The sequence below is a fragment of the Brenneria corticis genome, assembly GCF_003115855.1.
Lineage (GTDB): Bacteria > Pseudomonadota > Gammaproteobacteria > Enterobacterales > Enterobacteriaceae > Brenneria > Brenneria corticis.
Genome location: NZ_KZ819129.1, coordinates 1 through 1,695, shown reverse-complemented (window position 1 = coordinate 1,695; position 1,695 = coordinate 1). Strand labels below are relative to the sequence as shown.

The window sequence follows — 1,695 nt, the reverse complement described above, 5'->3', positions numbered from 1 at the left end:
AACGATTTTACTCGCTTAACAGCGTGTCCACCATTCGTGGGTAGGATCAGTTTGCTGGCTTGGCCTGTTAGCGCAGTCGGGCTGACAACCCGGCCTGCCGGGGAGCCGAAGGAGGTCCAACTGGTTAAAGCCGCCTAGATACTTAGGAAAAAAATAAAAACATATAAATTATAGACATATAAATAGATTATTAATACCTTGCAATACTTTTTATTGACTATTTATTTATTGGGTATATATTCAGCCATACTTTACTAAGGAGGTGTATATGAGCGATTCATCTGTAGTTGTATTTACTGCGCGTGGCCTTGATCGTCTGAAAAGCGATGGTGGTTCCAGTGCATGGGTTTTAAGCGAAAAACGCGCATCGCGTTGTAAATACGTGGTTTGTGTGCAGAACCGAGACCCGGCTGACAATCATAATAACGACTGGGGAACAGTAACTGCACCACACAAAAACGCCTTCTTTGTTGGAATGATATCGGATGTTGTACTTTCTCCTGAATGGAATGGAAAGCACCCTAAAAGATGGCTAATCAAAGTCAGCCAGTATGCTGAAGTCTCTTACCCTGACATGTGGGATGGAGCCAGAAATCCGGTAGCCTACTCATCACTATTCGAGTTGGGTATTGATGAAAGCAAATTAAAATTCAATAAGATGCCTGAAGTTAACATCGAATCACCAAAAGCTGCACCTGAAGAAGACCCTTTCCCCGAGGGAATAACAATTCAAAACGCGAAGATACTTTTATCTAAAAAGTATGAAGTTTCTGTCGATAGTATTGAAATTATCATTCGCGCCTGAGCAGCAGGCTACAACTCTGGCGTAAATATTTGGACTTTTGGAGGCTTTATGGACAAGTTATGGGGCGGTAACTTCAAAGACATCCCTTTGGATCACTTCGAGAAAATGAAGTCGGCAGCTCGTGATCTGGCTGAACGCCACAGGACATCTGACGATCCTAAAGTGAACGACAAAAATATATTTATACGTATCGGTTTGTCAGGAACAGGTGTCAGGCCTAACTATCAGGTTGAACTTCCGAATGGGCGTGTTATTGCTATCAATGGCATTAATCATGAAGAGTTTGGTGTTGAAGAATTCGACAGTTACAGGATATCCCGGCCTTACAGTATTGAGCAGCTTAATACCATGCGCATTTTTGGCGGGACTATTGAGTCATAGCACCCGAAAGTGTTCAGATTTGTCAAACTAAGGTCAGCTCTGTACCAGATATAGTCATTCGTACCCTGAGAGTTACACTTCTTAGTGATTCAGGGTATGAAAGTCTATACCTCGCTCTAAGCAGCCTGTCACATAGCATGTAGGTGTCTCAGGATTTGCTGGAGATGAACAAGTAGATGCAGATTCTCACTCGTAGTGAATTCGGTTTCAACCTGCATCAGCTCCAATCTGATGGACAAGGTTAAAACGTGAGTTATAAATTTATAATAATCTGTTTATAACCATAAAAAAATCTAACAACACTGACAATACAAGGTTGATTATAACAATGTTGACAGATAGCAATAGACAACAGGTTATGACAACAACCAATTGTTTTTAATTGACATTTTATGGCTACAGATTAAATAATGATGGTAAAAATGCTGGTAAAAAATCAAAGCATTTACACGAAACCAATAATAACAGGAGTCAAAGATGAAGTTCGAGTCCAGTCAGAGGAGCCATTT

2 protein-coding genes are annotated in these 1,695 nt (G+C 40.8%); both read left to right on the top strand.

Annotation, left to right across the window (positions count from 1 at the left end; translation table 11 throughout):
- The first annotated feature begins 268 nt into the window (after positions 1–268).
- Positions 269–805, top strand: coding sequence for a hypothetical protein (locus DDT56_RS24175; protein ID WP_136168884.1), 537 nt, complete (start codon positions 269–271; stop codon positions 803–805).
- A gap of 48 nt (positions 806–853) precedes the next feature.
- Entirely contained in the window at positions 854–1,186 is a 333-nt protein-coding gene (locus DDT56_RS24170) for a hypothetical protein (protein WP_136168883.1), read from the top strand.
- The last annotated feature ends 509 nt before the right edge of the window (positions 1,187–1,695 follow it).